The sequence below is a fragment of the Comamonas sp. BIGb0152 genome (genome assembly GCF_024809975.1).
GTDB lineage: Bacteria > Pseudomonadota > Gammaproteobacteria > Burkholderiales > Burkholderiaceae_C > Comamonas.
In genome coordinates this window covers 704,862-729,030 of the sequence record NZ_JANUDY010000002.1, presented here as the reverse complement: position 1 = coordinate 729,030, position 24,169 = coordinate 704,862, and the positions used below count along the sequence as shown (strand labels likewise).

Genomic DNA, 24,169 nt, shown 5'->3' with positions numbered 1-24,169 from the left:
TGGTCGGAGGTCACCAGGTCACGCAAGCTGCCGGCACTCCTTCGTGCGAGGGGAAGTGCGGCAGCACCTCCCGGGCCAACTCCTCCAGCACTTCGGCTGGCGGGCGCTGTGAGAACTGTATGCCAAGTGCAGCGTGGTTCACCCCTGCTGCCTGCCACTCCTCAAGCAAGGCGATCAGCCCTTTGCGCCCGGTGCGCAGAACATGGCCTCCGTGCAAGGGCGTGCGGGGATAAGCAGGGTCATCCACCAGGTCGATCCACTCGTTGGTCATGTGCGGTCGAAACGCACCCCCAGGAATCAGCGCACGCCAAGCCCGAATCTTTTCCGCCAAGTGCTGTGGTCCTCGGGGTGTATGGGTTGCGTTGGGGTAGGTCAGCCAGCCATCGGCATTCTCAGCAATCCACGCCAGTGATTGTCCCGAGGATCCTGTCACCATCAGTGGAATGCGGGCGGACACGGGCTGGGGCAGAAGCTCGGCGCCTTCAAAGCGCCCCAGCGGAGAGCTGATGTCCAGATGGCCGGACTGCAGGAGCTGGCGCAGGTAGGAAATTGCCTGGGCAAAACGATCGGCGCGGGCAGCATGCGCCAGTCCATAGGCCGGAAACTCCAGGGGTCTGTCGCCAGATGCCACACCCATTACCAGGCGGCCGCCGGAGAGCTGGTCAATGGTGGCGGCTGCTTTCGCCACGTCGATGGGGTGGCGCAAAGAGACAATGGCGCTCCCCGTTGCCAAGGCCAGCTTTGTGGTTCGCGCTGCCAGGTAGGACAGATAAGCGAAGGGATCGAACACCTGCCCTGCATCTCCAAACGAGGGATCGAACAAAGGTACGTCGCGCACCCATACGGCAGCAAAGCCCTGCCCGTCCATCTCGGTGACCAGGTCGGCCTGACCTTGGAGTACCGACATATCCCCTTTGAAACTGCGCAGCGGTAAAAAGATGCCCAGGGTCAGCCGGTCTGGCGCGAACATGCGCCGGTAGCCAGGGTGTGCGTAAAACGAGGCGTAGGAGGCGCCGGCCAGGCGTTGAGAGGGGTTGGATGTGTTCATTTCTAGGATCTGTTGCGGGTTCATGCACTGGTTGCGGGGGCTGGCAATGTGGTGCCCTTGCGTACGGCGGGCCGATCCGCGACCCGCTCAAACCATGCACTGAGGCAGCGGTAGTGGCTGAAGTCAAAGTGGATGATTCGTGCAATGTGCAGCCAAGCGAAATGGGCAATGTCTGCGATGGAGTAGTCGACACCGGCGAAATACGGGCGATCTGCCAAGGCCTGGTCCAGCACTGTGAACGCCTCCTCCGTCAGGCGCTGGTAGCGCTCCGTGGCCGACGGGATGGGCGGATCTGCAAAAAGCGAGAAGTGCACGCGCTGGCCCAGCATGGGCCCGACGCTGGATGCATGGAACTGCAACCATTTGATTGCCTCCCATCGGGCTCGCGGATCCGTCGGCAAAAGCTTTCCAGTCTTGTCGGCCAGGTACAAAAGGATGGCTGCGGACTCGAACAGCACCACACCTGTCTCGCTGTCCGTGAGTACCGGAATTCGGCCATGGGGGTTGAGCGCTAGAAAACCGGGCTGTCGGTGGTCGCCTTCATCGATGCGCACATGGTGCAGTTGGTAAGGCAAAGAAAGCTCTTCAAGCGCAATGGTCGCTTTGAAACCATTGGGGGAACTATCGGAATAAAGGTGCAGCATTGAGTTTGCAGATAAACTAAAATTAAAAGAATGACTGGGAAGGCAAATTCTCTTGTTAAATACGTTGCCTGAAAAGCGATCATTTTTGCTTAGTAAATTTAGTAAATCTAAAGATATATATGGCCTATCCGTTACAGGCACTGCGCACATTTGTAGAGGTTGGGCAGCGCAAAAGCGTCAAGGCCGCAGCGCAGGCCCTGCACGTCACCCCCGGCGCCGTCAGCCAGCAAATCCGTGTGCTGGAAGATCGCCTTGGGGTTGTGTTGCTGGAGCGTGAACGCTTTGGCATGCGCCTGACTGAGGCAGGTGCCAGCGTGTACCCGAGGCTGCGCGACGCGTTTTTTCAGATTGACCAGGCCATGCAGACCTTGGAAAGCGCCAAGGAAAGACGCAGCCTGACGGTCAGCACAGTTGCCACCTTTGCCGCATCGTGGCTGGTGCCTCGCCTTGGGCGGTTCAAGCAACTGCACCCGGATGTTGAAATCCGCGTGGAGGCCACGTCGGAATTGGTCGACCTGCTACGTGACCGCGTGGATGTGGCTTTGCGCCATGGACTGGGAGACTACCCAGGGCTGGAGGTCAGCCCGCTGATGGCGCCGGTTTTGACGCCGGTCGCGTCCCCCGAATTCATGAAGCGCCACAAGGCGGTGATCCGCGAGGCGGGCGATTGCCTTGCCTACCCCTTGCTGCACGACGGCGATCGCGCAGATTGGCCGCTTTGGCTCAAAGCGCATGGAGTGGCTGACGACGGGCGATCAGAGCGGGGCAACGCATTTGAAGACGACTTCCTGCTGATTCGCGCGGCAGAGGCGGGCCAGGGCCTGGCGCTGGTGCCGCAAGCCTATGCCTTGGAAGAGATCGCGGCAGGCCGGCTTATTCAGGTGCTGGACAAGCCTTGGCCAGCAAGATTTGCGTACTACGCGGTGACGCGGCCCGGGGCGGTTGAGCGCCCTGAAGTGCGCGCGTTCTTGGACTGGATCTGTGCAGAGGCGGCCTTGTAAGCGCAGCCAGCCAATAACTACGCTGCATCTCTGGCCAGCTTGTTCGTGCGTCGGCAAGACGAGTCAGGTCCCGTCTGCTTTTGGGCTTTTGGGCCTTTGGCTTTTGGGCTTTTGACGGCCCTTGGACCCAGATCGCTGCGCGACAGCAACGACCCGCAGCGGATATCGCGATCAAGCGTCTAGAACAGATTCGGCGCAAAGCCGGCCCAGAAGAGGGGCCAGGATGACCCCGGGGTGCGCGACCAGCGCAAACAGGCCTTCGATCTCACCGACTGGGCCGCAGAGGGGCTTGCCGTCCGCCGTCATCGGACGCTGTGCAGCGTTGATGGCGACCGGGCTAGGTGCCACTGCAAGCCCGAACAGATGCGCAATACGATCGCCCGTGCGCGCTGCAAGCGCGGACAAGCCGCTGTCACCGTTTTCTGGATAGTCCGCCGCAGAAACCAGCCCACCCGCTAGCGAGGGGCGCAGCTCCAGGTCCTGCGCACAAACGAGGTGCCGAAGGCCATAGGCTTCTGTACCAAATCGAAGCAACACCGCTGGCGATTGCTGGAGGGGCAGATCAACGCCTGCAGTCCAGGCGAGCGCGCGCGCTCCATAGCCATTGGCAAGCACCACTGTGTCGGCAGCCAGTCGCTGCCCTTGCACAACGACGCCCACGACCCGGTTGCCCACCACGTCGACAGCATCAACGGTTGCTTGGCGCAGGCATGTTCCTAAGCCCTGTGCGCCGGCCAGCAGCTGGCGTGCAAATGCGGCGGGCTCCAATGCGAAATCGTCGGGCGCCCAGGCGGCGAGTGGCGGCGGCTTTGCAAGCGTCTGCTCCTTTTCGGTGATCTGGGCGCGCACAAGACCTTCCATTCGCGTGCCGGCGGCCCTGTGCTCCGCAATCATGGCGGCTGTTTCGTCTTCCTGTGACCACCAAAGCAGCGCGCCGCGCGCGGCGATCGGCAACGGGCCGAGTTCGCGCTCGATCGATCCGAACTCTGCCAGTGCCTTCAACCTCTCAGCGAAGGCTGACTGGTTGTCAGAAGGGGTGCTGGCGCTGGCACCGACCCAGCCGAAAGAGGAGGATGTCGCGGTGCTGAGGCTGCCTGGGGCGCTTTCGATCAAGGCCACGGCTGCGCCGGCTTTGGACAGATGCCAAGCAGCCGATGCACCCATGACACCACCGCCCACTACGATGGCCTGGATTCGGCGGTTGGCGGCTGGAATGGGTTTGAACAAGATCGGCATGGGTGTGGAGGTGTTGGGAGGTGATGCGCTGATCCCAAGGGCTGGAACGTGTTTCCGCATCCATTGAAGAGCGCGGGCCTCCATGGGCGGCGGGTCGGTCAGGGGATGCTGCACTCAGACGAAGGGCCGGTACGGGCCGCATTCTGCCTGCCACGCCCGTGCTCCGAAAGCCAGCGACGAGCGGCCCCATGTTCAGCCATGGCGCACGACGTTGTAGCCTTCCTCCACGCTTGGCGCGGCGAAGTGTGCAGTGATTTGGTCGAACTCCGCATCGGTCGTTTCAAAGGGGTGCGCTCCAGCGAGATTTCGAGCACGCAGGCGCGTCTTGCAGACCTCGTCGGACACATCCAAGTAGTGCAGGTAATGGGTGGCCCCCGTTTTCTCGAAAATGCTGCGAGCCCAAGCTCTGGTCTTTAGCGTGTTTGCAGGGAAATCGAGCACGACCGAGGTGCCAGCGCAAAGCAGCGCCTCAATGTGGCCGGCCATCGCTTCACGCAACCTGCCGGCACAACGAACGTAGTCGGCGATGGCGTGAATCTCGTTGGGGTACAGGCGTGCGAGCCAATCATCTTCACTGATGAGAACCGTCCTCGGCTCCGTCGCCAGGCGCTGGGCCAGCGTTGACTTGCCAGCCCCGATCTTCCCGCAGACCATGTGCAGCACAGCGGGCACGCAAACGGATGTGCCGGTCTGCGTCTTATCGAATTCGCTCATTCCTATCTCCTGTGGTCCAGAAAGCCCCAGGAGGCAGAAAAAAACCGCCTCAGGGGGCGGGTTGCTTATGGCTGCTCAGGCCGCGCGCTAACCCACCATCCTCGGGATGGTGCGAATCATCAATGCGATGTGCGAGCAGGCCATGGCGCGCAAGCATAGCGACTGCTTTTGGGCGTGTCAAACCGGTTCATGCCGTTCAAGTTCGAGCTGCACGGCGCTGCTTTATAGAAAAAAATGATAAAAATTAGAATTTATATAATTATCAGTGTATAATAAGCCCCGGCAGAGAAGTGTGCGCTGGATGTGCAACGGCTTCTTGGCCCGCTTGTTCGTAGCGCAGTGCTACCTCAAAGCATCTTTTGCGTAACTCGCCTTGTTGACCTGTAGAGCTGCAGTCAACACAGTACTTCCAAGCTCGCGCAGGTCTGCAAGACCTGTGATCCTGATTGATCCACATTTCTAAGACTTTTATTTCCATGGGCAAGTACGTCGTTTCGCCCACGACCCTCGAGACCAGCAGTGGCCGCTTCAGCGCCTCTTTCTCGGTCCAGCGATCGCAAGGCAATGGCAACTATTGCCGCGTATTCCGCTTTGACAAGACCTTTGCTTCTCGGGAAGCAGCACGGATGTTTGCAGTCACCCAAGGCTGGCTTCAATCGTGCATGCCGCACCCTCCGGCATGTTGAGGTTCTGGTGAACCCAGATCCCATCCAAACTCCCTCGCATATGTGACGTTGATCCTCACGTTCGCATTCGATCAGTGCGCTCTTTCACAGCGCACACTTATTTAGAAAGGCTCCAACATGAGCAACAAAATTTATGTGGGCAACTTGCCCTACTCGGTGACCGATGCCAGCCTCAAGAGCAACTTTGCCGAATTTGGTGATGTCTCCTCCGCCAAGGTCATGATGGACCGTGAAACCGGCCGCTCCAAGGGTTTCGGTTTTGTCGAAATGGCATCCGCTGAGGTGGCCCAGGCAGCGATCTCTGCGTTGAATGGCATGTCAGTGGATGGCCGCGCGATCGTCGTCAACCTTGCCCGTCCGCGTGAAGAATCCAGAAGCGCTGGTGGATATGGCGACGCCGGCTTCCGCTCCAGCGGCCGCTCGGACGTGGGTTATGGCAACGGTGGTCATGGTGGTGGACGCTACTAACGTCCTGACCATGTCAAAGACCTGGCGCGCAATGAACTGAGCCCAAGAGCTTGGACGGTTGAATGCCAGAGGCCCAAGGCCTGAGCACGGTACGTTACCGGGCTCAGGCCTTTTTGTTGGGCCTTTAGTCGCTGATGGTGGCCGTTGTGAATGCCGTCGAGCAGCCGGCATGGGCCGCAAAAGCTCAGCGGCAGGCCGCAGCCATGCGCTGTTGCCGGCCAACACTGCGCTTTGTGGGCAACGCCCACTGAGGCAGGGGGCTGCCTTGGAGACAGCTGGCGCCCCCAGTCAGTCCCCGTCTTTTTTCTGATGCAGGGTCAGTGTCTCTGCCCCATCACACCGCGTCGCCAATCCTCCCCGTCACGCAAAGGCTGATGGCTTTGTATGTCAAGAAACGGGGATGGATGGCTTTGCCTGGCTGGCCGCTGGGCCATGGCTTTGCGTTTGCGCGGTTTTGTTGACTGGCATGCACCGTTGAATGCGCCTGTCCCGCGTGGAATAGCTGAAATAAGGGATATACGCCGCGTGAATGGGCGGCTAAAGTAAGCAATTGTCAAAAAGGCAGTCGCTTGTGACGCGCCTGAGGGGCAGGGGAGGGGCTTTTCTGCACCTGTTCCTTTCGTTTTTTCCAGGCGAACCCATGTTGCATCGACTCCATTCCACTCCCTTTTGCGCCGTACTTGTGCAAGCCAGCGCTGTGCTGGCCACAGCGGCTGCCGCGCCGGCGGCCCAGGCCCAGAGCATCACCGTGGCGCCCCTGGCGGCGCTGGCTCCGGCGGCCATCCCCGTGGGGCATCCCCTGGCCCTTGCGCTTCTTGCGCTGGCCATGGGGGCTTGCCTGGCCTGGGGATTGCGCAAAGGCCACATTTCCCTGCACTCCCTGCGTGCCTGGGCTATGGGCGGCGCCATGGTCGTCACAGCGTCCCTGGCCGTCTGGGGAGATCGGGTCCAGGCGCAGATCCAGGAGTTGCAGGAGGCTTTCATCCAGGCTGCGGGGGAAACGCGCAGCATTCCGGTACAGGCAACAGCCCTGGCGGCCGATGGCGCGCCCTTGGGATTCTTGCCGGTGGTCTACCAGAACCAGGCCCCGGCCAGGCTCAAGATCACGAACCTGACGGAGCCCGCGTGGAACACCTGCTTTCCTCTGGGCGTGCCGGCCATCCTTCCCACCACCACGCCGCGCCCGGGCAGTGCCTGCGCGGTGGGTTTTGTGCTGGAGACCGCAGGTTCAGGCTCCTGCTGGGTGGATGTGGCGCAGCTGTGCGCCGATGCGGCGGCCACCGTGCGCGGCAGCCACCCCAGCGTGCTCACGCCTGACAGCGTGCTGGTGGACACAGCCGGGCAGCGCGCGGGCAATGTGCTGTCCAACGATTCCGATGCCGATGGGGCGCTCGTGGTGGCCAGCTTCAGCTACGAAGGCCAGACCGTGGCGGCCGGCAGCTCCCGCAACGTGGCGGGGCGCGGTACCTTCGCGCTGCAGGCGGACGGTAGCTTCACTTTTCAGGCGGATGCGAACTACAGCGGCAGCTATCCGCTGGTCATCGGCTACAGCGTCCACACCGGTGCGTCCAGTACGCTGAATATTTCTGTGAACCGGGTGCCCGTGGCTGGTAACGATACGGCTACCACCGATGCCGGTAGCTCCGTCACCATCGCCGTGCGCGGGAACGACAGCGATGCCGATGGGGACAGCCTGACCGTCACCGGCGTCAGCCAGGGCGCCAACGGCTCGGTGGTTGTGGATGCTGTCTCGGGCAATCCGATCTACACGCCCCATGCCGGCTTCTCGGGCGTCGATCACTTCACCTATACCGTCGGCGACGGCAGGGGCGGCGGCGTCGCGGCCAGCGTCACTGTGACGGTGAATGCCATCGTCCCGGGAAACCAGCCGCCGGTGACGGTCGCAGACGCGATCTCCGTGAGCCAGGGTGGGACGGCCAACACGCTCGTGGGCGGTGCCACCAGCGTGCTGGCCAATGACACGGACCCCGATGGCAACGCCCTGGTCGCCGTGCTGGTGACCGGTCCTGCGCAGGGAATGCTGATCTTGAATGCGAATGGCACTTTTAGCTATACGCACAACGGCAGCCCTACGGTGACAGACAGCTTCACCTACCGCGCCCATGACGGGCAGGCCAACGGCAACCTTGCCACCGTCACCATTGCGGTCGTGCCGCTCAACCGTGCTCCGGTGGCCAATGACGACCGCTTTGTCGTGAAGGTCAACACGGCGCAGGCCATTTCGCTCTCGCAGCTGCTGGACAACGACAGCGATCCCGATGGCGACAGTCTGGCGGTTGCGTCTGTCCAGTCCATCGTCCATGGCACCCTGAGCGACATGAGTGGCCAGCTTGTGTTCACTCCCGACGCGGATTTCGAAGGCCTGGCGGGGTTCGACTACACCATCAGCGACGGGCACGGGGGCAGCAGCACGGCCAGGGTCCATATCACCGTGGGCTCTGCGACCGCGCCTTCCCTCGTGCTGCTCAAATCCCTGCTGGCCATCGCGCAGGGCACGGGCGGCACCAGCGTAGGATTTCCGGTCAACACCCGACTGGTGGATACCGACGGTTCGGAATCGCTGTCGGTGAGGATCAGCAACGTGCCCACGGGCTTGACCTTCAGTGCGGGCACCAACCTGGGCGGCGGCGTCTGGCAGTTCACGGCAGCCGAGCTGCCCCTGCTCATGCTGAACCTGCCCGGCAGCTATAGCACGAACGCCAGCAATCTGACGGTGCAGGTTACGGCCACCGAGGTGAACGGGGGGGCCACGGCCTCCACATCCAGCGTGGTCACACTCAAGGCGGCCTACACGACCGTGGACATCACCACCACGGAGAGCGGCAGCTACACGGGCAATTCGGCCAATGAGTACATACAGGGGAGAAGCGGCAACAACACGATCCATGCCGGCAGTGGCAACAACATCGTCCTGGGCGGCGCAGGCAATGACACGCTGGCGTCTGGCCCTGGCTCTGACATGCTCTCGGGAGGCAGTGGCAACGACAGCCTCAACGCGGGCGCCGGGTCCGACTGGCTTTGGGGCGGCGCCGGCAATGACACGCTCATCGGCGGCGATGCCGGTGAGAATTTTGTGGATGTGTTTGTCTGGCGTCTTGGCGATCAGGGGGCGGCAGGCACCCCTGCGGTGGACCGTATTCAGAACTTCGCCACGGCTGCGGCAGGGTCTAATACCGCCGGCGGCGATGTGCTGGATCTGCGCGAGCTGCTCCAGGGGGAATCGGTGGGGCCCGGCAATGGCGCGGGCAACCTGGCCGACTACCTGCACTTTGAGGTGTCCAGCGGCAACACCGTGGTGCACATCAGCCACACGGGAGGATTTGCCGCAGACGCGCATGCGGTCGGTACCAGCTACACCGCAGCGCAGGAGACGCAGCAGATCCTGTTGGAGGGCGTCAACCTGCCATCGCTGTACGCCGGCGCCACGACGGACCAGCAGATCATCACGCAGCTGCTGAACAACCACAAATTGATCGTGGACTGACCGGCGCAGGCCCTGCGGCGTTCGGGCGCGATGGGGTGCAGGGCCGGCTTCTGTGGCCACCATGGCATGGCGCAAGCAAACCTGAAGCGACCATCGTGGCGGGTTTCCGAATCGGTGAGCCGCCTGGGTGGAACCAAGTCGCTCCCGTTCAGCGCATGCCGTAGGCCCGCTCCACCTTCGCCACCCGCACCGCGTAATGCGCGTACCAGCGTTCTGTGCCCATGCGCTGGGCGATCAGGTGGTCGCTGTGGGCTTTCCAGCGGCGGATGTCGTCCTCGGTTTGCCAGTAGGACACGGTGATGCCCAGGCCATCGCTGCCTCGGCAGCTTTCTGCGCCTAAAAATCCCGGCTGCTGCCCTGCCAGCGCCACCATGGCATCGGCCATGTCGGCATAGGCCTGGTGCTCGGTGTCGCTGCGTTGCGAGGTGAAGATGACCGCGTAGTACGGTGGCTGCGGTGTATTTGCGAAGATGGCGCTGTGCATGGCGTTGGCTTTGGGTGGGCGCGGACAATAAAAAAGCCAGCACGGCGGCTGGCTTGGCGGGATTCAGGGGGCGAGCATACAGCGTGGCGTCCCTGCATGAAGGGTAGCTCAGCGGATCAGGTCCTTGAGCTTGTCGGGCATGCCATTGGCCTCGTCGGCGCCTTCCATCGGCGTCTTGCGCTTGGTTATGCTCTTCCAGCCGTCGGCCAGTGCCAGCTCGGCATTGAGCTTGATGAAGGCCAGCTGGTCGGCGGGCACATCTTCTTCGGCAAAGATGGCGTTGGCAGGGCACTCAGGGATGCAAACGGCGCAGTCGATGCATTCGTCCGGATCGATGGTCAGGAAGTTCGGGCCTTCGCGGAAGCAGTCAACAGGGCAGACGTCCACACAATCGGTGTATTTGCACTTGATGCAGTTTTCGGTGACGACGTGGGTCATGGAATGGGTTTCGCCAGTGATTCAGACAAACAAACAGCGGAGGATTTTACGGTTTTTGTGCACAAGCACCTAGCCCACCTCCGAATAACGTGGTTTTTAACTGCGGGACTTGGGGCTTTACTCCACCAGTACCGCAGCAGCTGTGCTGTTGGAGGCTGTGTCCACCAAGATCAGCGAGCCCAATTCACGCGAGCGCACAAAGGCGGCTGCAGGAATGGCCTCTTGCAGCGTGATCTCGACCCGGCCGATGGCATTGGGCTCGAGCTGCTCTGCGGCATGGCGCTCCAGCGTGTTGATGTCCAGGCGGTTGAGCACCTTGCGCACCTTGGCCTTGATCCAGCGGCGGCCATGCAGCGCCCAGTACACGCGGCCGGCCAGCAAGGGCTCGTTGTCCATCCAGGCAATGGTGGCGGTGATCTCGCGCGTCACAGGCCAAGCAGCTTGCTCGGCGGGGGTATCAAAATCGTCATCGGCTGCACGCGCTGCAACCGCTGCCGGTGCGGCAATGATCCAGTCCCCACGCGAGACGTCTACCTCGCGGTCCAGCACAATGCCGGCGCTTTGGCCTGCACCGCGTGCCAGGGGCTGGCGGATGTGGTCCAGCACCTGGGCCACGGTGGCGCGCTGGCCGCTAGGCAGGATCTGCACGGCCGTGCCGGGCGCTACATCACCAGTGCCCACACGGCCCCAGAAAATGCGGCGGCCCTGGTGGGTGTCGGCCGAGGCAGAAAACTTCTCCACCCACTGCACTGAAAAAGCGAAAGGCTGGTCGGCGTCGGCCGGGGTGCTGGGCAGGGTTTCCAGCAGCTCCAGCAGGCTCGGGCCCTGGTAGCCGGCCCAGCCGGTATGGGCGCTGACCACGTTCCAGCCCTTCAAGGCCGACACGGGGATGGTGGCTGCCACGGTGATGCCGGCCGCCTGGGCGAATGCCGCCAGGGCATTGCGGATATTGGCAAAGGCGAGCGCCGGGTCGGCCACTGCATCGAGCTTGTTGACCGCAAACACCAGCGAGTGCACGCGCAGCAAATGGGCCAGCAGGCTGTGGCGGCGGGTCTGGGGCAGCAGGGCGAGCTGGGGGTTCTGCCAGTCCAGCTTGGTGGCATCCACCAGCACCACGGCGGCGTCGGCGCTCGATGCAGCGGTCACCATATTGCGGGTGTACTGCTCGTGGCCGGGCGCATCGCCAATGATGAACTTGCGCGTTTCGGTGGCGAAGTAGCGGTAGGCGACATCGATGGTGATGCCTTGCTCGCGCTCGGCAGACAGGCCATCGGTGAGCAGGGCCAGATCGGTCTCGCCGCTGCGCTGCACACCGGCGAGCTGGTCCAGGAGCACCGATTTGCTGTCGACCAGCAGGCGCCCGATCAGGGTGGACTTGCCATCATCGACCGAGCCGCAGGTGATAAAGCGCAGGGCCGAAGCCGTGCCGGTGTTGGTGTGTGCAGGGCTGCTGGTCTTGCCTTGTGCAGCGCTGGCCAGGGTATCGGTCGTCATCAGAAGTATCCGTCTTTCTTGCGCTTTTCCATCGAGGCATCGCTGGTCTTGTCATCCATGCGGGTGGCACCGCGCTCGCTCACATCGGCGGCCAGGGTCTCCAGCACAATGTCGTCGGCGGTGGCGGCATCGCTGCTCACCGGGCAGGTGCAGGTGATGTCGCCCACGGTACGAAAGCGCACGGTGCGGCTCTCGACGGTCTCACCGTCGCGGGCGGGAGTCAGCGGGGTGATGGGCACCAGCAGGCCCTTGCGCTCGACCACATCGCGCTGGTGGGCGTAGTAGAGGCTGGGCAGCGCAATGTTTTCGCGGGCAATGTACTGCCAGACGTCGAGCTCGGTCCAGTTGCTGATCGGGAACACGCGGAAATGCTCGCCGGGTGCCAGACGGGTGTTGAACAGGGTCCAGAGCTCCGGGCGCTGGGCCTTGGGCTGCCACTGGCCAAAGCTGTCGCGGTGGCTGAAGATGCGCTCCTTGGCGCGGGCTTTTTCTTCGTCGCGGCGCGCGCCGCCAATCAGCGCATCAAAGCGGAACTCCTCGATCGCTTCGAGCAAGGTCACCGACTGGTGCACATTGCGCGATTCACCGGGGTGGGCCAGGCGCACGGTGCCGCGCGCCATTGAATCCTCGACACTGCGCACGATCAGCTCAGCACCCAGCTCCTGGGCGCGCAGATCGCGGAAATCCGTGACCTCGTGGAAGTTGTGGCCGGTGTCGATCATCAGCAAGGGGTAGGGGATGCGGCCGGCGCCAAAGGCTTTTTCGGCGCATTTGAGCATCACCAGCGAATCCTTGCCGCCAGAAAACAGCAGCGCAGGGCGCTCAAAGGCGGCAGCCACTTCACGCAGGATAAATATGGTTTCTTCTTCCAGCGCGTCCAGGTGCTGGTTGCTCAGGTGGTTGAGCACATCGGTTTCAACACGGGCGTTCATATCAAACTTTCTTGTCAGGCGGGCAGCGCGCATTCAGTGGGCGATGTGCAGGCCGCATTCGCGGTTCTCTTCGCCCTTGGTGGGGTCCACATAGTCAAAATTATTGGGCAGACCGTGCTTTTCGCAGTACTCGTACAAATCCTTGGACGACCAGTGCAGCAGCGGTGCCACCTTGATGAGGCCATCGGGGTTCAAGCTGACAGGCTCCATCTGGGCGCGCACGGCCGTGTCGGTGGCGCGCAAGGCGGTGAACCAGACTTGGGGCTGGGTCTCGCGCAGCGCGCGGGCAAAGGGTTCGAGCTTCACTTCTTCTGTAAAGGCGGCGTGGCGGGGGTCGTCCAGCGCGGGCGTGGCGCCTTCCACGGCCTCGCGGTGGGCACGCGAGCGGCGGGGCAGGTAGATCTTCAGGTTCAGCCCCAGCTGCCGGGTCACCGCATCGGCAAAGCGGTAGGTGGCCTCGGTGTTGTAGCCGTTGTCCATCCAGACCACCGGCACATCCGGCCGCACTTGGCTCACCAGGTGCAGGATCACCGCTTCAAACGGGCGGAAATTGGTGGTCACGATGCTGGTCTGGCCCAGCGACAGGGCCCAGCGCACCAGGCCGGCGGCGTCCTTGCCCAGCTCGGCGTTCACGCGGGCCAATTCTTGGGGGCTGAGGGTGGTCGTGCTCATGCGGCCGCCTGGTCAAAATGGGGCTTGGCTTCCACGTCGCCCTGGTAAAAACCGGCAAAACGCTCGAACTGGCGCGCCGCATCGGCCGCATCCACGCCTTCTTTGAGCACAGCACTGCTGAAGCCCGTGCGGTGCATCTGCACCAGCTGGTCAATCAGCACATCACCCAGCGCGCGGATATCGCCCTTGAAGCCACGGCGACGGCGCAGCAGGTAGGCCTGGCTGAATGCGCGGCCATCGGTAAAGGCGGGGAAGTCGAGGTCAATGCGTTCAACGCCATCCAGCGTCACCTGCATTGCATCGGCATCGTTGGCCAGCAGCAGCACGCGGGTGTCGCCTTCAGCAGCTGGCGTGTGGGCGCCTGCGGCCAGGATCTGGAAATCGGTAGGAATGCTCATCGTTGCTCTTCTCAAGGCTCAGGCTTCGGTGGTTTCGGTAGCGGTATCCGCCGCTTCAGGCAGGCGGGCGGATTTGCCAGCTTCCTTGAACGGGTCCAGGCCTACGCGGCGCACGGTGTCGATAAAGCGCTCACCGTTGCCGCGCAGATCTCGGTAGGTGGTCAGCACGGCTTCGATCACGCCCGGCACTTCGGCGGCGCTGAACGAGGGGCCGATGGCCTTGCCGGCCTGGGCTGCACCCGACAGCGTGGCGCCGTCGGAGCCGCCCACGGTGATCTGGTACCACTCCTTGCCGTCCTTGTCGACGCCCAGGATGCCGATGTGGCCGCTGTGGTGGTGGCCGCAGCTGTTGATGCAGCCGCTGATATGCAGGTCGATATCGCCGATGTCATCGAGCTCGTCCAGGTCCTGGTAGCGCTCGGTGATGGCCGCGGCAATCGGCAGGCTGCGGGCATTGGCCAGCGCGCACAGGTCGCCGCCGGGGCAGGCGATCATGTCGGTCAGCAGGTCCACATTGGTGCTGGCCAGGCCCAGGGCCTTGGTTTGCAGCCACAGCGCGTGCAGCTGGCTGACATGCACCCAAGGCAACACCACATTCTGGTCATGGGTCACACGGGCTTCGCCGGCAGAAAACTGGTCTACCAGTTGCGCCAGTGCGTCGAGCTGGTCGCCCGAGGCATCGCCGGGCGCCTGGCCCACGCGCTTGAAGGACAGCACCACGGCGCGCAGTTGGGGGTTTTGGTGGGCACGCACATTGCGGCTGACCCAGCGGCCAAAGGCAGGTTCACGCACGCCTTGCTCGGTCAGCTGGTGCTTGGCTTCGGTGGCGTTGACCTGCGGGTAGCCCGACAGGTCTGGCGCGACAAAGCAGGCTGCCACGCGGTCAAACTCGGCTTGGGGGATGGTGTGCGGGCCGCCATCGACCTCGACAATCTGGCGGAACTCTTCTTCCACCGCGTCGATATAGACCTGGCCTTCGGCCTTGACCAGAATCTTGATGCGGGCCTTGTACTTGTTGTCACGGCGGCCGCGCTCGTTGTAGACGCGCACAATCGCTTCGATGTAGTTGAGCACCTGGTTCCAGGGCAAAAACTCGCGGATGGGGGTGCCGATGACCGGCGTGCGGCCCATGCCGCCGCCGACAAACACCTTGAAGCCGATCTCACCGGCCGCGTTCTTGGTCAGGTGCAGACCCACATCGTGCCAGCCGGTGGCGGCGCGGTCTTCCTCAGAGCCACTGATCGCGATCTTGAACTTGCGCGGCAGAAAGGCGAACTCGGGGTGCAGGGTGGTCCACTGGCGCAGCACTTCGGCGTAGGGGCGGGGGTCTACCAGCTCGTCCACGGCAACGCCGGCCAGCGCATCGGTGGTCGTGTTGCGGATGCAGTTACCGCTGGTCTGGATGCCGTGCAGGTTGACGCTGGCCAGCAGGTCCATCACATCGGCGGACTTGGACAGCGGAATCCAGTTGAACTGCACATTGGTGCGGGTGGTGAAATGCGCGTAGTGCGTGGGCAGGTAGGTGGTGCCCATGGCGCCCTGGGTTTTCAGCGCCTCTTGGTAAAGCTCGGCCTCGGGGGCGTCGTATTCCCGCGCAATGCGGGCCAGCACGCGGATTTGGTCGGCATTGATCTCGCCGTAAGGCACAGCCACCCGCAGCATGGGGGCGTAGCGCTGTACATACCAGCCGTTTTGCAAACGCAGCGGGCGGAATTCTTCTTCGCTCAATCGGCCAGTTTCCCAGCGGTTGAGCTGGTCGCGGAACTGGTCGGCTCGGGCCTGGACAAACTGGCGGTCAAATGGGGTGTATTGGTACATCGTGGTGCAGGTGTTGCAACTGGCTAGCCCGGGATGGCCCGCTGCCCCAATGGCGGCGTAGCTAGGCTGTTTCGATGTACTGTAAAAAGTTTTTATATAAACTCAAACTACTTTTTTCTCAGTCCTGTATGACATTGAGTTATATAAAAATGGCAAATGCTAGTGAGTAAATGGCATATTGAAGGGCGCCATCTCAGGCGGTGCACCTGGGTGTTTGCCTGTTATTGGCAGTAGCGGTCGCTGGCCAGCGCCAGGGCCAGCGGGTTGGCCAGCGGTAAAGGCTCGGCATGCAGGCGGGCGGCCAACAACTCTGCGCAGAGCAGCGCCCAGGTCAGCCCGCGCGATCCCATCGCCGTGGCCACCCAGGGGCTCAGCAGGCCATCGGGCAGTGCCTGCGCTGGCAGCAGCGGCCCGACCAGCGGCAGGCGGTCGGTCGATGCACAGCGCAGCTGGGCCCAGTGTTGGGCTTGGGCAAAGGCCGAGGCATCGGGCCGGTGGCCGGTGGGCAGCAGGGTTTGCAGCTTGGCCCAGTTGCCGGCATGGGCGGCAGCGGCATCTTCTGCCGTGGGCGGCAGCTGGTGCTGGCCGCGCTCAAAGCTGGATCCCATCACCCAGGCCGCCTCGGCAGCGGTGCCACTATGAAAGCAGGGCACCCAGCTGCCATGGCCGTTGACCGGGTGCCGCACGGTGGGCGCCTGGCCTGCCGGGTAGACCCCCCAGCTGACCTGACCGCGAATGGTTTGCAGCGCCTGGCCCGCACGGGGGGGCTGGCCGTTGATGCGGATGCTGGGCGTGTGCGGCCCGGCGCAGAGCACCACCAGATCGGCCTGGGCGTGTTCCTGGCCTTGCGCATCCTTCAGCGACCACTGCAATGCGCCTTCCAGCGCCTCCATCGCGTCCACCGGTGCAGCACCTACAAAGCGGATGCCGGGGTGGTCCAACAAGGCATGGACCAGGGCGGCGGGCCGCAACCAGCCACCGCGCGGGTGCCAGAGCGCGGGGGTGCCGACTGACAGGCCCTGGGCTAGCAGCTTTTCGGCGCCGGCTTCCACACTCCAGCCGGCAGCCAGCTCTGCCAAATCTGTGGACCAGGCCGGCGGCCGCTCATGCGCGGCACGGTGCACCGGGGCTGTCGCCGGCCCATCGCCATGGGCAGCGGTTTCGTCATTGGGCGTGGCGAGCTGGCGGCGCTCCAGCACGCCGGTCATCTGCCAATCCAGCCCCGCTTGCAGCAGCTGCTGCGCCCACTGCAAGGTGCAGCGCTGGCCGGCGCGGGTGATGCGGGAGAGCAGGCTGTCATCGCTGCTGGTGTGGGGCGCAAAAATGCCGGCGGGCAGCGCAGAGGCGCCGGCTGCGGGCTGAGCTGCCGCATCCAGCACCGTCACCTGCCAGCCGCGCAAGGCCAGCTGGCGGGCGCAGGCCGCACCGGCAATGCCGGCGCCCACGATGGCGGCATGGCGGGAACCGCTGTGCAAGCGGGCGGGCAGCTGTTGCGCACCCAGGGGCCACAGCGGGGCCTTGCGGGGCTCCCAGCGGGGGGCAAACACGGCATGCAGGTGCTCGCGCTGCGGGGGCTGCGCGCTCGTCACCTGCTGCACCTCAAAACCGCATTGGGCCAAGTCTTGCCGCAGTGGGCCAGCCAGGTTCCAGCTGGCCAGCTGCGTGCCACGCCGGGCGCAGCGTGCCACCGCTTTCAGGCTGTGCAGGCTCCACAGGCCAGGGTTGCTTTCTGGGCCCGAGCCGTTCAGGTAGATGCTGTCGGCCACCAGCTCCTGCTGGCGCAGCATGGTTTGGCTGTCGCCAATCAACAGGCTGAGCAGCACTTGGCCGCCCGCCAGGCGTAGCCGGTGTACGCCGGGCAGTAGCCCCCAGCATTGCGCGGCCAGCTCCTCGGCCAGCGGCAGCAGATGGGGAAACGTGCGCGCCTGCTCCAGCAGGTCGGCCGCGGCGATGGGGAAGGCCTCGGTGGCCACAAAGTGCAGCAGTGCAGGGCGGGCCGGGTCGTGCTGCCAGGCATGCCAGGTGACCAGAAAATTCAGCCCCAAGCCAAAGCCGGTCTCCAAAATGCGCCACTGCGGCTGGCCTGCCCAGGCCTGGGGCAGGCCACAGCCGGCTAAAAACACCTGCTCGGCCTGGGCCAGTGCATCAACGGCTTTGCGGGGGCTGGCGGGGCTGCCCTTGGCCATCGATTGCAGGGTCTCGGTCATGGCTTGCGAAGAAAGTCTCAAAGACTGGGCATTGTAGGGAGTTCAATCGCAAAGGCTGGGAAGGCTGGTCGTGGATGGCAGATCTGTGACAATTTGTTGTCAAACCCGTACTATCATGGCTTCCATGCCTGCTCGACTGTCTGCCCGTTTTCTCGCCTCTCACTGCATGCTCTGGGCGCTAGCCCATGCCGTCCCCAGCCATGCCGCCGATAGGCCGGCTGGCGCGCTGCCCGCCGTCCATAGCGCAGCGCAGGCGGAGCAAGCCCCATTTCTCAGCACGTTAAAGAACCTGGTTCACGTTGAATCAGGCAGCCGCGATTACGGCGGCGTGAGCTATATCGCCCAGGTGGCGGCCGAGCGGCTCAAGGCCCTGGGTGGCGATGTGCAGATCATCCCGGCCACAGAGGTGCTGCGCCTGGAAGACACACCCGAGCAGGTAGGCCCCATGGTGCAAGCCTTCTTCAAGGGCCGGGGCCAGTCCAAGATCATGATGATTGCGCACCTGGATACCGTCTACCAGCGCGGCGACCTGGACAAGCAGCCTTTTCGGATTGACGGCGAGCGCGTGTACGGCCTGGGCGTGGAGGACGAAAAGCAAGGCGTGGCCCTGGTGCTGCACAGCATCGCCATGCTGCAAAAGCTGGGCTACGACGCCTTTGGCGAGATCACCGTGCTGTTCAACAGCGACGAAGAGATCAGTTCGCCGGGCTCGCGCCGGCACATCACGGCACTGGCGCGCGACCAGGATGCCATTTTTTCGTTCGAGAGCGGTGGCCTGCAAGGCAGCTTGCACCTGGCGACCAGCGGCATCGGTGCCCTGTTTTTGGATGTGCAGGGCAAGTCCTCCCACGCTGGTGCCAAGCCCGAAGCGGGGGTGAATGCGCTGTATGAGTTGTCGCACCAGCTGCTGCAGATGCGTGATCTGTCGCAGCCCGAGCGGGGCTTGAAGTTGAACTGGACCGTCGCGCAGGCGGGCACCAGCCGCAATGTGGTGCCGCCCCATGCGCAGGCCCAGGGCGATGCCCGGGCGCTGCGGACCCAGGATTTTCAGGCGCTGCAAGATGCGGTGCAGGAAAAGATCAAGAACCGCCTGCTGGAGGGCAGCAAGGTGACGGCCCGCTTTGAGTTGCGCCGCCCGCCCATGCAGGCCAGCGACGCCGCGCGCCGCATTGCCGCGCAAGCAAAAGCCATTTACCAAGATGAACTGGGCTTGCCCCTGCATGTGAACGACATTGCGCTGGGCGGCGGCACCGATGCGGCCTTTGCCGCTCTCAACACCCGGGGCGGGGTGATTGAGGGCATGGGCGTGTGCGGCTATGGCGCGCATGACCTCTATGGCGAGCACATCCTGCTGGACTGCATCGTCCCCCGGCTGTACCTGGTGGCGCGCATGGTGATGGCGCTGTCGGAGCCAGCCCCACCTTGAGTGCCTGGCTCCGGGGTGCTCGTTAGCCCTTTTTCTGCAGCATCTTGATGACGCTGGAGAAGTCTTCGCCGCCATGGCCCGCAATGCTGTGCGCCGCGTACAGCTGGCGTGCCATGCCGCCCAGCGGGGTGCTGGCCTTCACGGTCATCGCGCTTTCTTGTGCCAGGCCCAGGTCCTTGAGCATCAGATCCGTACCAAAGCCGCCGGTATAGCCGCGCGTGGCGGCGCTGGCCTCTTGCACGCCGGGGAAGGGGTTGTAGACCTCCAGCGCCCAGTTGCCGCCGGAGCTGCGGCGCATGATCTCGCTGAGCACCTTGGGGTCCAGGCCATTGGCAACGCCCAGCGCAATGGCCTCGCTGGTGCCAACCATCAAAATACCCAGCAGCATGTTGTTGCAGATCTTGGCGGTCTGGCCCGCGCCCACGTCGCCGGCGTGGAAGATGTTCTTGCCCATTTTTTCCAGCAAGGGGCGGGCGCGCTCCAGATCAGCGGCGCTGCCGCCCACCATGAAGGTGAGGGTGCCAGCAATGGCACCGCCCGTGCCGCCCGAGACCGGCGCATCGATAAAGCCAATGCCCAGCGCTTGGGCGGCCTTGGCCACCTTTTGGCTGGTCGCTGCGGCAATGGTGGAGCTGTCGATGATCAGCGCTCCCTTGGCAATGCCTGGCAGCAGACCGGGCTGGCCGCCCTGGCCCAGAAACAGGCCTTCGACATGCTGGCTGGCGGGCAGCATGCTGACGATGACTGCGGCGCCTTGCACTGCGTCTTGTGCATGGGCGGCAGCACTGCCGCCTGCTGCGACGACCTTAGCGACCGCATCGGCGCTCAAATCAAAGGCCTTGACCTGGTGGCCGGCCTTGGCCAGGTTGATGGCCATGGGCGCGCCCATATTGCCCAGGCCGATGAATGCGATAGTTGCCATGTTTGTCTCCTTGAAGGTGTTATTGCGAGGGGTTGTTGGTTGGCATGGATAGCGAAAGACAGCGTGAGTGCTCAAAGATCGCTGTCAAACACGCTGTGGCGTTTGCGGGCGGTGGGGGCCGGGCCCGCATCGCCCGCAGTCTTGGCGGTTTTTGCTTGTGTCGCGGGCTTGGCGGATGGATCGGTTGGGGCGGCCTTGGGTTTTTTCTTCGGTGTGGCCTTGGCCCGGGGGTTAAAGGCCAGCGCCGCATCGATCCAGTGTTGCCAGGCTTCACGCGTCGCATAGGCGGCGGGGCCTGCCAGAAAATAGCCGTCCATCAAGCCCTTGGACGACAGCGGCCGCAGGCCCGGTGTTTCTGCCACCTGCGCATGGCTTTCGGGCGCCAGGCGCAGCAGCAGCTCATCGTTCTCCACGCCCAGGCACATCTTGCCGTCCACCATGAAGACATGGCAGCCGAACATGGTCTTCTCTTCCACCGAGACGCCCACGGCTTGCTCTGCCAGTGCCAGGCGCACAGCATCAATCAGGCGCAGGGTTTCGGGGTCTAGAGGGCGGCGTGGCATGGGTGGGGATACCTTGAGAACAGGGGGGCTTAGCGGATGGCCTCTGGCGCATCCCCATCGAGCATGCGCCGGGCGATGATGACCCGCATGATCTCGTTGGTGCCTTCCAGAATCTGGTGTACCCGGGCGTCGCGCAGAAGGCGCTCAAGCGGGTACTCGCGAATATAGCCGTAGCCGCCGTGCAGCTGCAGTGCTTCGTTGCAGACATGGAAGCCGGCGTCTGTCGCAAAGCGCTTGGCCATCGCGCAGTAGGTGGAGGCATCGCGCGCGCCGGCATCGAGCTTGCTGGCGGCCAGGCGCACCATCTGGCGCGCGGCAACCAGCTCGGTGGCCATGTCAGCCAGCTTGAACTGCAGGGCCTGAAAGCTGGCAATCGGCTTGCCAAACTGCTTGCGCTCCTGCATATAGCGCTGCGCCTGGGTGAGGGCGCCTTGGGCGGCGCCCACTGAGCAGGTGGCGATGTTGATCCGCCCGCCGTCCAGGCCCTTCATCGCAATCTTGAAGCCCTCACCCTCGCGGCCCAGCAGGTGGTTGGCGGGGATGCGTACGTTGTCAAAGCTGATGGTGCGGGTGGGCTGGCTGTTCCAGCCCATTTTTTCTTCTTTCTTGCCGTAGCTGATGCCCTCTAAGTGCGCGGGCACGGCAAAGGCGCTGATGCCCGAGGCGCCCGATTGCGCGTCGCCCGTGCGTGCCATCAACACCAGCATGTCGGTGGCGCCGGCCCCGCTGATAAAGGCCTTGCTGCCGTTGATGACGTAGTCATGGCCCACCAGCTCGGCCCGGGTTTTGAGCGAGGCGGCGTCCGAGCCGGCACCGGGCTCGGTCAGGCAGTAGCTGGCCAGCTTTTGGCCGCTGCTGAGCTGTTCGCCCCATTCGGCACGCACCGCATCGCTGGCCCAGGTGCCCAGCATCCAGGTCGCCATGTTGTGGATGGAGATAAAGGCGGTGGTCGAGGGGTCGATGGCTGCCAGCTCCTCGAACACCAAGGTGGCATCGAGCCGGGGCAGTGCCAGGCCGCCGGCGTTCTCCGGCGCATACAGGCCGCAAAAGCCCAGCTCGCCGGCTTTTGCAATGGCTTCGCGGGGAAAGACGGCTTCGGCATCCCAGTGTGCGGCATGTGGGGCCAGCTCCGCCTGGGCAAAGGCGCGTGCGGTATCGGCAAAGGCGCGTTGGTCTTCTGAAAGCTCGAAATCCATGGCTGGTGTCTCCTGTCTTTTATGCGGGGGTGCCGGGGGCGGGGGCCCTGGCACTGCCGTTTTTGTTTTTTACCGTGCGCTTGCTGTGCTACAGCAACGCGGCTGGCTATGGTTTCTGCAAAGCCTCGGGCGGCGGGCCTTCATGCAGCCAGACCATCAACTCCTGCTTGCGCTTGCCAATTTCGGCCACCAGGCATTCGTGGTAGCGACGCGGCCAGTCGGGCTGGGCCTCGTGCGCGGCCTGCTGCTTTTTGCAGTTGGCCGCGCGCTGGCGTATCCAGTCATTCTGGTTGCGGCGCAGGGCAGGGCGCTCGTGGGCCGAGAGAATGCGCATGACATCGCCATACAGGATGTTGTTGTCGGTATCGGCCTGCTGAAAGGCCTGCACAGCGCAGGCATTGGTCTGCTCGGTGCTGCCGCCGCTCACGCAGGTAGCGCCCGCTTGGGCGAGCGCGCACTGTGGGGCGAGGGCAGCCGAGGCTGCAAAAAACAGAGCCAGCAGCGCTGGGCGGGATGGAAATGAAAGAGCCATACCTGCGATCATCGCCGCAAAAACAGCGGCAGCCCAGCAAAGGGCCGCCGCTGTATTGGGCTTACTTCAGGCTGATGGTGGTGTTCACGCCGTGCGAGATGGTGCTGTCGTCAAACCAGCGGGCCGTGACCGTCTTGGTCTGTGTGTAGAACATCACGACTTGCTTGCCGTAAGGGCCCAGGTCGCCGAGCTTGGAAGCGCGGCTGCCGGTGAACGAGAACAGCGGCACTGGCACAGGGATGGGCACATTGATGCCGATCTGGCCGACATCGATCTCTTCCTGGAACTTGCGTGCGGCGGCGCCGCTTTGCGTGAAGATGGCCGTGCCGTTGCCGTTGGGGTTGGCGTTGATGAAGGCGATGGCTTCATCGATATCGGCCGCTTCGGCGATGCAGAGCACGGGGCCAAAGACCTCCTGGTCATAGATGGCCATGCCGGGCTTGACGCCGGAGAAAACGGTAGGGCCGACAAAGTTGCCCTTCTCGAAACCTGTGACGGCGGGCTTGCGGCCATCGAGCTCCAGCTTGGCGCCGTCGGCAATGCCGCGCTCGATCAGGCTTTCCACCCGCGACAGGGCTTGGCAGGACACGACCGGGCCCACATCGGTACCGGCCTCAGTGCCGGCAGACACCTTCAAGGTCTTGGCTTTTTCGACCAGATCTGGGATCCATTTTTGGGCCTCGCCCACCAGCACCACCACCGACAAGGCCATGCAGCGCTGGCCAGCGGCGCCAAATGCGGCACCCGCCAAAGCGTTGAGCGACTGCTCTTTGTTGCAGTCAGGCAGCACGATGGCGTGGTTCTTGGCGCCCATCATGCACTGCACGCGCTTGCCGTTGAGCGACGCGCGGTTGTAGACATGGGTGCCGACCTTGGTCGAGCCGACAAAGCTGATGGCCTTGATATCGGGGTGGTCGCAGATGGCGTTGACGGCGTCTTCGCCGCCGTGGATCACGTTCAGCACGCCAGGGGGCACGCCGGCTTCCAGCGCCAACTCGCACAGGCGCATGGTCACCATCGGGTCTTGCTCGGAGGGCTTGAGCACAAAGGTGTTGCCCGTGGCAATCGCCATCGGGAACATCCACAGCGGAATCATCGCCGGGAAGTTGAAGGGTGTGATGCCGGCGCAGACACCCAGGGGCTGGTTCAAGGTATAGGTATCGACGCCATTGGCCACATTGTTGGCCAGCTCACCCAGCTGCAGCGAGCCGATGTTGGCGGCATGTTCAACCACTTCCAGGCCACGGAACACATCACCTTCGGCATCTGGCAGGGTCTTGCCTTGCTCGGCCGTCAGGATGGCGGCCAGCTCTTTCATGTTTTCGCGGATCAGCTGCTGGAGCTTGAGGAAGATGCGGGCGCGTGCGCCGATGGGCGTCTTCTTCCAGGTTTTGAACGCTTCTTTGGCATTGGCCACGGCGGCGTTGATTTCTTCCGGCGTGGCATAGGGCACGCGGGCCAGCACCTGCTGCGTGGCGGGGTTGACCACGTCACGCCATTGCGTGGTCTTGGATTCGACCAGTTGGCCGTTGATCAACAGCTTGACCGTTGGCGCCAAGGTGCTGGTGGATTGCGGTGCGTTCATATTTTGTCTCCTGGGAATCGGGGTAACGAAAGAGCCGCGGCAGGCTGCAGGCAGGCAGCGCACCGTTGATGCACATGGTAGATGTGCGCAATCGCCCAGACAAGAGGTTGGCTGCACATGGGCTGTGCAGCTGTGCACATTTGGCGGCGGCGAAGACCTGGGTGCATACTGCTTGGCGTGCATTTTCCAAGGAGGTGGCC

22 protein-coding genes are annotated in these 24,169 nt (G+C 63.5%); 5 read left to right on the top strand and 17 right to left on the bottom strand.

Annotated features, from left to right (window positions below):
• Positions 1–10: 10 nt before the first annotated feature.
• Together M2375_RS06760 and M2375_RS06755 are read right to left on the bottom strand one after the other, a co-directional pair.
• Positions 11–970: an LLM class oxidoreductase gene (locus M2375_RS06760; protein WP_259164798.1), complete on the bottom strand. Its 960-nt coding sequence runs from the start codon at positions 968–970 to the stop codon at positions 11–13.
• Positions 971–1,068: 98 nt separating this feature from the next.
• Positions 1,069–1,692: a glutathione S-transferase family protein gene (locus M2375_RS06755; protein ID WP_259164725.1), complete on the bottom strand. Its 624-nt coding sequence runs from the start codon at positions 1,690–1,692 to the stop codon at positions 1,069–1,071.
• Between the two features lie 119 nt (positions 1,693–1,811).
• Between M2375_RS06755 and M2375_RS06750 the strand changes: the two genes are divergently transcribed.
• Complete coding sequence (locus tag M2375_RS06750) at positions 1,812–2,693, top strand: LysR substrate-binding domain-containing protein (protein ID WP_259164724.1); 882 nt, start codon at positions 1,812–1,814, stop codon at positions 2,691–2,693.
• A 171-nt stretch (positions 2,694–2,864) separates the two neighbouring features.
• On the opposite strand, the gene M2375_RS06745 is transcribed toward M2375_RS06750, so the two are convergent.
• Positions 2,865–3,929 (bottom strand): FAD-binding oxidoreductase, encoded by a 1,065-nt coding sequence (locus M2375_RS06745; RefSeq protein WP_259164722.1) that lies wholly within the window; start codon positions 3,927–3,929, stop codon positions 2,865–2,867.
• Between the two features lie 192 nt (positions 3,930–4,121).
• Positions 4,122–4,643, bottom strand: coding sequence for an ATP-binding protein (locus M2375_RS06740; RefSeq protein WP_259164720.1), 522 nt, complete (start codon positions 4,641–4,643; stop codon positions 4,122–4,124).
• 476 nt (positions 4,644–5,119) lie between these two features.
• Between M2375_RS06740 and M2375_RS06735 the strand changes: the two genes are divergently transcribed.
• From M2375_RS06735 to M2375_RS06725, 3 genes are all read left to right on the top strand, one after another.
• Positions 5,120–5,329 carry a hypothetical protein gene (locus M2375_RS06735; RefSeq protein WP_259164719.1) on the top strand — a complete coding sequence of 70 codons (210 nt, stop codon included), beginning with the start codon at positions 5,120–5,122 and terminating at the stop codon, positions 5,327–5,329.
• 117 nt (positions 5,330–5,446) lie between these two features.
• Positions 5,447–5,797 (top strand): RNA-binding protein, encoded by a 351-nt coding sequence (locus M2375_RS06730; RefSeq protein ID WP_259164718.1) that lies wholly within the window; start codon positions 5,447–5,449, stop codon positions 5,795–5,797.
• Between the two features lie 640 nt (positions 5,798–6,437).
• Entirely contained in the window at positions 6,438–9,302 is a 2,865-nt protein-coding gene (locus M2375_RS06725) for a midcut-by-XrtH protein (RefSeq protein ID WP_259164717.1), read from the top strand.
• 148 nt (positions 9,303–9,450) lie between these two features.
• On the opposite strand, the gene M2375_RS06720 is transcribed toward M2375_RS06725, so the two are convergent.
• The 8 genes from M2375_RS06720 to mnmC all read right to left on the bottom strand — a co-directional run bounded on the left by M2375_RS06720 (position 9,451) and on the right by mnmC (position 17,745).
• Positions 9,451–9,786 carry an antibiotic biosynthesis monooxygenase gene (locus tag M2375_RS06720; protein ID WP_259164716.1) on the bottom strand — a complete coding sequence of 112 codons (336 nt, stop codon included), beginning with the start codon at positions 9,784–9,786 and terminating at the stop codon, positions 9,451–9,453.
• Positions 9,787–9,894: 108 nt separating this feature from the next.
• On the bottom strand, positions 9,895–10,224 hold the full coding sequence (gene fdxA, locus M2375_RS06715; RefSeq protein WP_259164715.1) for a ferredoxin FdxA: 330 nt from the start codon (positions 10,222–10,224) through the stop codon (positions 9,895–9,897).
• A 117-nt stretch (positions 10,225–10,341) separates the two neighbouring features.
• On the bottom strand, positions 10,342–11,718 hold the full coding sequence (locus M2375_RS06710; RefSeq protein WP_259164714.1) for a sulfate adenylyltransferase subunit 1: 1,377 nt from the start codon (positions 11,716–11,718) through the stop codon (positions 10,342–10,344).
• Positions 11,718–12,650, bottom strand: a complete 933-nt coding sequence (gene cysD, locus M2375_RS06705) for a sulfate adenylyltransferase subunit CysD (RefSeq protein ID WP_259164713.1) — start codon at positions 12,648–12,650, stop codon at positions 11,718–11,720. Before cysD ends, M2375_RS06710 begins: the two co-directional genes overlap by 1 nt.
• Before the next feature lie 33 nt (positions 12,651–12,683).
• Complete coding sequence (locus tag M2375_RS06700) at positions 12,684–13,322, bottom strand: phosphoadenosine phosphosulfate reductase family protein (protein WP_259164712.1); 639 nt, start codon at positions 13,320–13,322, stop codon at positions 12,684–12,686.
• Positions 13,319–13,720 carry a DUF934 domain-containing protein gene (locus M2375_RS06695; RefSeq protein WP_259164711.1) on the bottom strand — a complete coding sequence of 134 codons (402 nt, stop codon included), beginning with the start codon at positions 13,718–13,720 and terminating at the stop codon, positions 13,319–13,321. Before M2375_RS06695 ends, M2375_RS06700 begins: the two co-directional genes overlap by 4 nt.
• 18 nt (positions 13,721–13,738) lie before the next feature.
• Positions 13,739–15,538, bottom strand: a complete 1,800-nt coding sequence (locus M2375_RS06690; RefSeq protein ID WP_259164709.1) for a nitrite/sulfite reductase — start codon at positions 15,536–15,538, stop codon at positions 13,739–13,741.
• Positions 15,539–15,759: 221 nt separating this feature from the next.
• Complete coding sequence (gene mnmC / locus M2375_RS06685) at positions 15,760–17,745, bottom strand: FAD-dependent 5-carboxymethylaminomethyl-2-thiouridine(34) oxidoreductase MnmC (protein WP_259164708.1); 1,986 nt, start codon at positions 17,743–17,745, stop codon at positions 15,760–15,762.
• A 124-nt stretch (positions 17,746–17,869) separates the two neighbouring features.
• Between mnmC and M2375_RS06680 the strand changes: the two genes are divergently transcribed.
• Positions 17,870–19,171 (top strand): glutamate carboxypeptidase, encoded by a 1,302-nt coding sequence (locus tag M2375_RS06680; protein ID WP_259164707.1) that lies wholly within the window; start codon positions 17,870–17,872, stop codon positions 19,169–19,171.
• Between the two features lie 22 nt (positions 19,172–19,193).
• Here the strand turns inward: M2375_RS06680 and mmsB are convergent, their stop codons facing one another.
• The 5 genes from mmsB to M2375_RS06655 all read right to left on the bottom strand — a co-directional run bounded on the left by mmsB (position 19,194) and on the right by M2375_RS06655 (position 23,969).
• A complete protein-coding gene (gene mmsB / locus M2375_RS06675; RefSeq protein WP_259164706.1) occupies positions 19,194–20,093 on the bottom strand; it encodes a 3-hydroxyisobutyrate dehydrogenase in 900 nt (299 codons plus the stop codon).
• 71 nt (positions 20,094–20,164) lie between these two features.
• Positions 20,165–20,656, bottom strand: coding sequence for a TfoX/Sxy family protein (locus tag M2375_RS06670; RefSeq protein ID WP_259164705.1), 492 nt, complete (start codon positions 20,654–20,656; stop codon positions 20,165–20,167).
• Positions 20,657–20,685: 29 nt separating this feature from the next.
• Positions 20,686–21,852, bottom strand: a complete 1,167-nt coding sequence (locus M2375_RS06665) for an acyl-CoA dehydrogenase family protein (RefSeq protein WP_259164704.1) — start codon at positions 21,850–21,852, stop codon at positions 20,686–20,688.
• Between the two features lie 106 nt (positions 21,853–21,958).
• On the bottom strand, positions 21,959–22,384 hold the full coding sequence (locus M2375_RS06660; protein WP_259164703.1) for a lysozyme inhibitor LprI family protein: 426 nt from the start codon (positions 22,382–22,384) through the stop codon (positions 21,959–21,961).
• A gap of 61 nt (positions 22,385–22,445) precedes the next feature.
• The gene (locus M2375_RS06655) at positions 22,446–23,969 is read right to left on the bottom strand and encodes a CoA-acylating methylmalonate-semialdehyde dehydrogenase (RefSeq protein WP_259164702.1); all 1,524 of its coding nucleotides are present in this window, start codon (positions 23,967–23,969) and stop codon (positions 22,446–22,448) included.
• Between the last annotated feature and the right edge of the window lie 200 nt (positions 23,970–24,169).